The sequence below is a fragment of the Xanthomonas sp. WHRI 10207 genome (genome assembly GCF_040202975.1).
Taxonomy (GTDB): Bacteria; Pseudomonadota; Gammaproteobacteria; order Xanthomonadales; family Xanthomonadaceae; genus Xanthomonas.
In genome coordinates this window covers 65,438-73,587 of the sequence record NZ_JBEGDX010000009.1, presented here as the reverse complement: position 1 = coordinate 73,587, position 8,150 = coordinate 65,438, and the positions used below count along the sequence as shown (strand labels likewise).

The window sequence follows — 8,150 nt, the reverse complement described above, 5'->3', positions numbered from 1 at the left end:
GCCAACAGCCAACAAAGCCAGCAGCCAACAAAGCCAGCAGCCAACAAAGCCAGCAGCCAACAAAGCCAGCAGCCAACAAAGCCAGCAGCCGGCCTTCCGTTCTCATCCGCTAGGCCTCCTTCCCCCGCCTGCGGGGGAAGGTGCCCGAAGGGCCGATGGGGGCAGCCACGTCATCCCCACCTTCTCCCGCCGTCCACGCGCAGCGCCCCGCTACCCAATCCGCCGCCGGCAGCGTTCCGTCGCCCACGCGCTGTTCCCCACTGCGTAAACTCCCAGGCTCGCATCGCGCCGCCTAGGACACCCATTGGTCTCGAGCTGGATATTGCTGCTGGTCTCGCTGGGTTACGCCGCGCTGCTGTTCGGGGTGGCGTGGTGGGGCGATCGTCGGCCGATGTATCCGGAGCGGCCGTGGCTGCGCCCGGCGGTCTACAGCCTGGCACTGGCGGTGTACTGCTCGTCGTGGACGTTCTACGGCGCAGTGGGCTCGGCGGTGCGCAACGGTATCGGCTATCTGCCGATCTATCTCGGCCCGCTGCTGTTGCTGCTGTTCGGCTGGCGCATCATCGAACGGCTGGCGCTGATCGCACGCTCCGAAAACACCGTGTCCATCGCCGATTTCATTTCCTCGCGCTACGGCCGCTCGCGGCGGCTGGCCGCGTTGGTGGCGGTGATCGCGCTGGTCGGCATCGTTCCGTATCTGGCGCTGCAGTACAAAGCGGTGGCGATGAGCCTGGAGGTGCTGACCGGGCATAGCAGTGCCGGGCGCGGCATCTTTGCCGATCCGGCGTTGTATGTGGCGCTGCTGATGGCGTTGTTCGCCACCTTGTTCGGCACCCGCCAGGTGGATGCCACCGAACACCATCACGGCATGATGCTGGCCATCGCGCTGGAGTCTGTGATCAAGCTGATCGCCATCGTGGCGGTGGGTCTGTTTGCGTGGATGTGGCTGAGCGATCACCAACTGCACATCGCCGATTCGGCGCGCACCCTGTTCGAGCACACGCCGTCGGTGGGATTCATCTCGCAGACGCTGCTGAGTTTTCTGGCGGTGATCTGCCTGCCGCGGCAATTCCATGTGGCGGTGGTCGAATGCAGTGATGTCGGCGATATCCGGCGCGCGCGCTGGTTGTTCGGTGCGTACCTGGTGATCATTTCGGCGATGGTGGTGCCGATCGCCTCGGCCGGCATCGCGTTGTTCGGCAAGGGCAGCGCGGTGGTGGACGATGCGGTGGTGCTGGCCTTGCCGCTGAGCCAGGGCAACACGGTGCTGGCGCTGGTGGCCTACGTTGGCGGGTTTTCGGCCGCCACCGGCATGGTGATCGTGGCCAGCATCGCCTTGGCCACCATGGTCAGCAACGACCTGGTGATGCCGGTGCTGCTACGCCGCCGCGGCAGCGCGGATGCGCGTGCCGCGGTGGCTTCGCGCGTGCTGTGGATCCGCCGCGTGGCCATCCTGCTGCTGGCGCTGGTGGCCTACGGCTATCACCGCAGCGTGGCCAACGACACCACGCTGGCGGCCTACGGATTGATGGCGTTTGCGGCGGTGGCGCAGTTTGCGCCGGGCGTTATCGGCGGGCTGTATTGGCGCGGGGCCAGCCGCAAGGGCGTGGAAACCGGCATGGTGCTCGGCTTCATGACCTGGATCTACACGCTGCTGCTGCCGGCCGCCACGCGTGCGGGCTGGCTGCAGCCGGAGTGGTTGGTGGACGGGCCGTTCGGTATCGGCTGGCTTCAGCCGCAGCAGTTGTTCGGCATGCGCGGCTGGGACCCGCTGGCGCATGGCACGTTCTGGTCGCTGCTGATCAACGTCGGCGCGATGATGCTGGTGTCCGCACGCTGGCGCCCGGGCGTGGACGAGCGGCTGCGTGCGGCACCGTTTCTGGACCCGTATGCGCAGCGTCCGGCGGTGGCCGGCGACTGGCCCGGGCATGTGCGCGTGGCCGATCTGCAGGCGCTGGCCGAGCGCGTGGTGGGCGAGCGGCACGCGCATCGCGCCTTTGTCGACCAGGCGGTGCTGCTGGAGCGCGAGCTGCAACCGACCGTGGTGGCCGACCGCGCCTGGGTGCAGTTCACCGAGCGCCTGCTGGCGGCCTCCATCGGCGCCGCGTCGGCGCGGCTGGTGCTGACCAGCTTGTTGCGCGGCTCGGGCATGGAACTGGGCGAAGTGGTGGCGGTGCTGGACGAGGCCGGCCAGGAACTGCGCTTCAATCGCGAGATCCTGTCCACCACGCTGGAAAACATCAGCGCCGCGGTCAGCGTGGTCGACCCGGAGATGCGCCTCACCGCATGGAATCGGCGTTATCAGCAGTTGTTCGGTTACCCGGATGGCATGTTGTATGTCGGCCGCCCGGTTGCCGATCTGATCCGCTACAACGCCGAACGCGGCGAGCTGGGCGAAGGCGATATCGAAGACCAGATCGATCGCCGCATCCGCCACATGCGTGCCGGTTCGCCGCATGTGTTCGAGCGCACCCGCAGCGACGGCAAGGTGATCGAAATGCGCGGCCAGGCGCTGCCCGGCGGTGGCTATGTCACCAGTTACAACGACATCACCGACTACAAACGTGCCGAGCGCGCGCTGCTGGACGCCAACGAAAACCTGGAGCAACGCGTGGCCGATCGCTCGCGCGAAGCCGAGCTGGCGCAGCAGTCAAAGACGCGCTTTCTGGCCGCGATCAGCCATGACGTGCTGCAGCCGCTCAATGCCGCGCGGCTGTTCGCCTCCGCGTTGCGCGAGAGCCATCAGAACAACGAAGAACAACGCCATCTGGCCGAGCGTGTGGATGCTTCATTGCGTGCGGCCGAAGAACTGCTCGACGGTCTGCTCGACGTGTCGCGTCTGGATGCCGGTGGGCTGCGCCCCACGGTCGAAGACTTCGATGCCAGCGCATTGATGCACGAGCTGGCCGCGCAATACGCGCCGGTGGCGTCCAGCCGCGGCCTGCTCCTGCAGGTGCATAGCCGGCCGATCTGGGTGCGCAGCGACCGCCGTTTGCTGCGCCGTGTGATGCAGAACTTCCTGGCCAACGCGCTGCGCTACACGCGCCAGGGCCGTATCGTGCTGGGCATGCGCGGGCGTGGCGAACAGGTGGAACTGCAGGTGTGGGACACCGGTCCTGGCATTCCCGAGCACCACATGCGGCAGATCTTTGAAGAGTTCCGCCGCTATCAGCAGCCCTTCGATTGGGGCGAGCAGGGCTTGGGATTGGGGTTGTCCATCTGCCAACGCATCTCGCGCCTGCTCGATCACGATCTGAGTGCGCGCAGCCAGGTCGGCCGCGGCAGCATGTTCTCGATCCTGTTGCCGCGCGTGGCGCCGGTGCCGGTGGCGCCGCTGGTGCCGGTGCCGGCCACGCGCGCCTTGCCCAGCGGCGATTCGCTGGCCGGATTGCGCGTGCTGTGCGTGGATAACGACCGCGAGATTCTTGATGGCATGCGCGCGCTGCTCGGCCGCTGGCAGGTGGAGGTGATCACCGCCAGCACCGTGGATCAGGCGCTGGACTGTGCGCGCGAGCAACCGGATGTGATGTTGGTGGACTATCACCTGCACGACCGTCTGGATGGACTGGACACGCTGGATGCGGTGCAGGCCGCCGCGACTGCGCCGATCGCTGGCGCGCTACTGACTGCCGACGGTCGTGACGAACTCAAACAACTTGCACGTGCGCGCGGCTATCGCTTGCTCACCAAACCGGTAAAGCCCGCTTCACTGCGTGCATTCTTGAGCGCGCTCCACGACGCGAAAAAGCGCTGACGGGTATCGATCCGAATGCAGCGTAGGAGCGTGCCTGCGCGCGACGGGGGATTGTCGATAACGCTTCGTCGCGCGCAGGCACGCTCCTACGAAGGACTGGCAATGAAGATGGCGCTTGCGCTGACCACGACGAACGCAAGCAACTTGCGCATCAATGCGGCTACCGCTTGCTCACCAAACCGGTAAAGCCTGCCTCACTACGTGCATTCTTGAGCGCGCTCCACGACGCGAGAAAGCGCTGACGGGTCTCCACCCGAATGCAGCGTAGGAGCGTGCCTGCGCGCGACGGGGCATTGCCGATAACGCTTCATCGCGCGCAGGCACTTTCCTACGAAGCACTTGCAATGAAGATGGCGCTTGCGCTGGTCGCGACGAACTCAAACAACTTGCACGTGCGCGCGGCTATCGCTTGCTTACCAAACCGGTAAAGCCTGCCTCGCTGCGTACATTCCTAAGCGCGCTCCACGATGCGAAAAAGCGCTGAGGAGTAGCCACCCGAATGCAGCGTAGGAGCGTGCCTGCGCGCGACCGGGCATTATCGATAACGCCTCGTCGCGCGCAGGCACGCTCCTACGAAAGAACTGCCAGTGAAGGTGCGCACACGATGGTCGCGATGAACTCAGGCAAGTTTCTACAGAAAACAGGCAGTCGAAAGATTCCCTGTGAGCAGAGCCCTTACGCCGCGCCGCTGAGGTGTTCGTACAGGATCACACTGCCGACGATCACCAGGATCGCGCCGCCCAGGATCTCGGCACGTTTGCCGATCAGCGCGCCCAGTGCGCGGCCCAGCATGATGCCGGCGGTGACCATGCTGAAGGTGCACAGGCCGACCACTACGGCCACCACGCCGATGTGCACATCCAAAAATGCCAGGCTGACGCCGACTGCCATCGCATCGATGCTGGTGGCGAAGCCGGTGGCGGCCAGTGCAAGCAGGCCGTTTTTCTTCGGCGCATCGGCTGCCTCATCTGCATCGTCAGGATCGGCGCGCAGGCCGGCCACGATCATGTGCGTGCCCAGCGCGCCAAGCAGTACGAAGGCGATCCAGTGGTCATAGGCGGAGACATAGCTGGACGCCGCCCGTCCCAGCAACCAGCCGATCACCGGTGTGATCGCTTCGATGCACCCAAAGATCAATCCGGCGCGTAGCGCATCGCGCCACTGCGGTTTGCGCATCGCCGCGCCCTTGCCGATCGCAGCGGCAAACGCATCGGTGGACATCGCAAAACCGATCAACACAATGGAAAAAGGAGACATCGGCACTCTCGGGCTGGGCACGGTCACAACGGCATGCGCCCGCGCCAACCGTCGTCGTACGCGCATGCCGCTGGTCTCGCCAAACCACGATTGGTTGCCTGCACCACGGCGCAACGGCCGAGTATGTTGATGCAAGCGCTTTCGATAAACGAAAGCAGGCTACTCCCCAAGGGGCGCGCAGTGTAACAACGCAAAACTCGCTTTCGGGCGTTTTGCCTGCACGCGAAGGTCGGTCTGATCTTTATAGCCGTGGCTATGCAGCGGCCATCGGTGGGGTTGCAGCCGCAGTAGAACGGCCGGAAAACCATGGGCGAGCCCACGGCCCGATGGCTGTGCTGTCAGTGTGTCGGCCGCGCTTGCTGGCCACTCAGCAGGGCACGCACGGTGTCCATTTCCACATCCCGGCCGGCCTGCAGATCCTGCACGGTGATCTGCACCGGCACGTCGGGCAGCACGCCGCGATCAGGTTGCGTGCTGGTTGCGAACTGCCCGACCAGCGGCAGATCCACCTCGATGTGCGAGTTGGGCAAGTGCAAAAAGAAGAACGCGCTGCCGTTGATGCCGCGCAGATTGCCGCCGGTGGGCTGGCCGACCAGCGTGCCCAAGCCGTTGCGCTGTAGTTGCTGCGCAAACGCGAAAGTGGCCGAGCTGTTTTCGGCGTCGATCAACACAAACACCCGACCAGTGAAATGCGGTGTACGCAATGGCAGGTAGCGCTGTGCAGCGCTGCCGGTTTGCGCATTGAGCGTGTAGAACCGCGTGTCGTAGGCAACCGCGCGCGTGCCCCAGTCGCGGAAGCCGCGATCCCAGGTGGTGACGTAGGCCGCCAACGCATCGGGCACGCGTCGATAGCGCACCAGGTTGCGCATCGGCGGCGCCGCGATCTCGCCTGCTGCCAGATACCCCAGCAGCACGCTGCCCACGTCCAGCCCGCCCTCGTTGCCACGCAGATCGATCACCAACGCAGGCACCTTGCGCTCGGCCAGGCGCGTGAAGCTGCGCGCCAGAAATGCCTGCCAATCCCAGGCGCTTTCATACAGCGCCCAATCCGGCATGCGCAGAACCGCCAGATCGGCCGAGTCCATCGTCAGCGTCCATGCCGGCGCTGCGCTGTCGCGCGTACGTTTGGCCGCCATTGCATTGCGCTGCGCCGCGTCGATGCCGTGCACCTGCAGCGCGCGTGGAGCGGTGGCGCCGGGCGCGCGGACCTGCAACACCGGGTTGGCGGAAATCTGCGGAAACAGCAACGGCAGATACGCATCGAACGCCTCGATCTGCGCAAACCCCTGCACCTGCATCTGGGCGATGCGCTTGGCGTCGTTGCTGCCATCGGCGCGCGCCACTGTCATCAACGCCGCCAGAATCTGCGAGGTGGCAATGCCATCGATGGACAGCACTTCTGTGCCGGGCAGCAAGCCGGGCTGATCCGAGCCATTCCGGCTGACGATCATGCGGCCCTGTAGCCAACGAAAATGGAACGGCAGGCGCCGGCCGTCGCCGAACAGGGCCTGCTGGATCGGCTCGGGTTGATTGACGAAATTGGGGAAGCTGTGGCCGCAGCGCACGCTGGCGGTCAGGCGTGAGATGGCGAGGTAGGCCTGGCCGAGCGTGGCGCCGTCTGCCAGTTCGGCGCGCAGCTCGGCAAAGCGTTGCGCAACCTGCGCCTCGGTGGCGTAGCGATACAGGCCCGGATGCAGTGCGCCATAGGCCTGTTGCAGCATATCAATATCGGCCAGCAGCGCCGGACCGGGCAGTGGGCTGTCGCGTGTCAACGCGGGTGCGGGCGGGGCCGCCCACGCGACGCAGATCGGCCAGAGCAGCACGAACAACACGGAAAGAAGACGGATGCGATGGGACATGGCAGCTCCTGGGCAAGAGTCGCCAGCATCGGCAGCTGCGCGGTGGCAGGCGACTCAAATGCCCAGTTGCCAAAAATTTTCAGGATGTGCGACGTTGCGCGCGCCGGTAGTCGCTGGGCGTGCAGCCGAAGTGGGCACGAAACACCCGGTTGAAGCTGGCCTTGGAACCGAACCCCACCGCCAGCGCGATGGAGAGGATGTCCTGATCGCCGGCCAGCAGGCGCTGGGCGTCGGCGATGCGCAGCGCGTTGATGAAGGCGCTGAAGGTCTGCCCCAGGCCTTCGTTGAGCGCACGCGACAGATAGTTGCTGTTGGTGCCCATGCGGCGCGCCAGCTCGGGCAGGCTGAGGTCCGGCTCGCGCCACCAGCTGTGCACAGCGACCTCGGCAGCCACGCGTTGCCCCAGCGCCTGCCAGTCCTTTTCCGCCGTAGGCTGGGGGGCAGCAAGCGTTGCCGGGTCGGGCGGATCTGGTGGCGGCTCCAGCATCAGCGGCGTATCGCGCGGCGGGTAGTGCAGCCGGGCATGGCGCCAGCCTTCCAGCCCCAGGTAATAGACCAGCGCTGCGGTGGCCAGGTAGCGCGGAAACTCGTCAAAATAGGACAGCGGCTTCCACAGCCGGTCGCTGGCGGTGAAGCCAAGCCGCAACACCAGCAGAAAGAACGCGGCCAGCAGAAAACCACGCAGCCACGGCAAGCGCAGCTCCTCGCGTGCACCGCTGTGATGTTCCAGCCAGCGTTGATAGGCCAGATACTCGCGCCAGGCCAGCACCAGATAGGCCGTCAGCGATACCAGCACCAAGGCGTCTTGCAGCGGGGCGACCCAGGGCACGTGGACGGCGGCGTTCCAGTCCCACTTGCGTTGCAGTGGCCAGGTGAACAGCCATGTGTAATAGCCGCCTTGCAGCAGCGCCGGCAACAGATGCAGCGCCCAGCGCAGCGGCAGCTGCCGGCGCGCCAGTTGGCGCACGTAGAGCCACACCAGTGGCCCGATCGCCAGTTCCCAGAACAGCGGCGCGTAGGTCAGGTCAGGGTAGGCATCGTAGGCGCCGGCATAGCCCAGCGTGTACGGCGTCATCAGCGCCACCACCACCAGTAGCAGTGCGGCCAGGCAACGGTTGGCGATCCGGTTGGCCGGGGCCAGCAGCAACAGGCCCGCGCCGAGCACGCCATGCGCGCTGCCCAGCAGCAGGATGGTGCTCCACATCCCGAACGTGAGGCTGGACATGCGATCCCGCGTGGTCGACCGCGCCGAGTATAGGGGGATGCCTGGTGCAACGCGC

Annotated in this window: 4 protein-coding genes and 1 riboswitch; of the genes, 1 reads left to right on the top strand and 3 read right to left on the bottom strand. The window is 65.8% G+C overall.

Annotation, left to right across the window (positions count from 1 at the left end):
• Positions 1–304: 304 nt before the first annotated feature.
• The gene (locus ABQU90_RS21895; protein ID WP_323523311.1) at positions 305–3,754 is read left to right on the top strand and encodes a NahK/ErcS family hybrid sensor histidine kinase/response regulator; all 3,450 of its coding nucleotides are present in this window, start codon (positions 305–307) and stop codon (positions 3,752–3,754) included.
• A 675-nt stretch (positions 3,755–4,429) separates the two neighbouring features.
• Here the strand turns inward: ABQU90_RS21895 and ABQU90_RS21890 are convergent.
• From ABQU90_RS21890 to ABQU90_RS21880, 3 genes are all read right to left on the bottom strand, one after another.
• Entirely contained in the window at positions 4,430–5,011 is a 582-nt protein-coding gene (locus ABQU90_RS21890) for a manganese efflux pump MntP (protein WP_055846732.1), read from the bottom strand.
• A 12-nt stretch (positions 5,012–5,023) separates the two neighbouring features.
• Positions 5,024–5,185, bottom strand: a riboswitch (yybP-ykoY riboswitch).
• A gap of 164 nt (positions 5,186–5,349) precedes the next feature.
• Positions 5,350–6,819 (bottom strand): S41 family peptidase, encoded by a 1,470-nt coding sequence (locus tag ABQU90_RS21885; protein ID WP_323523333.1) that lies wholly within the window; start codon positions 6,817–6,819, stop codon positions 5,350–5,352.
• Between the two features lie 130 nt (positions 6,820–6,949).
• Positions 6,950–8,074: an AraC family transcriptional regulator gene (locus ABQU90_RS21880; protein WP_323523334.1), complete on the bottom strand. Its 1,125-nt coding sequence runs from the start codon at positions 8,072–8,074 to the stop codon at positions 6,950–6,952.
• Positions 8,075–8,150: the final 76 nt, after the last annotated feature.

What these genes read in the sequence shown, in the direction of transcription:
- ABQU90_RS21890 (WP_055846732.1), bottom strand. Translation starts at nt 5,011, where the DNA reads ATGTCTCCTTTTTCCATTGTGTTGATCGGTTTTGCGATGTCCACCGAT.
- ABQU90_RS21880 (WP_323523334.1), bottom strand. Translation starts at nt 8,074, where the DNA reads ATGTGGAGCACCATCCTGCTGCTGGGCAGCGCGCATGGCGTGCTCGGC.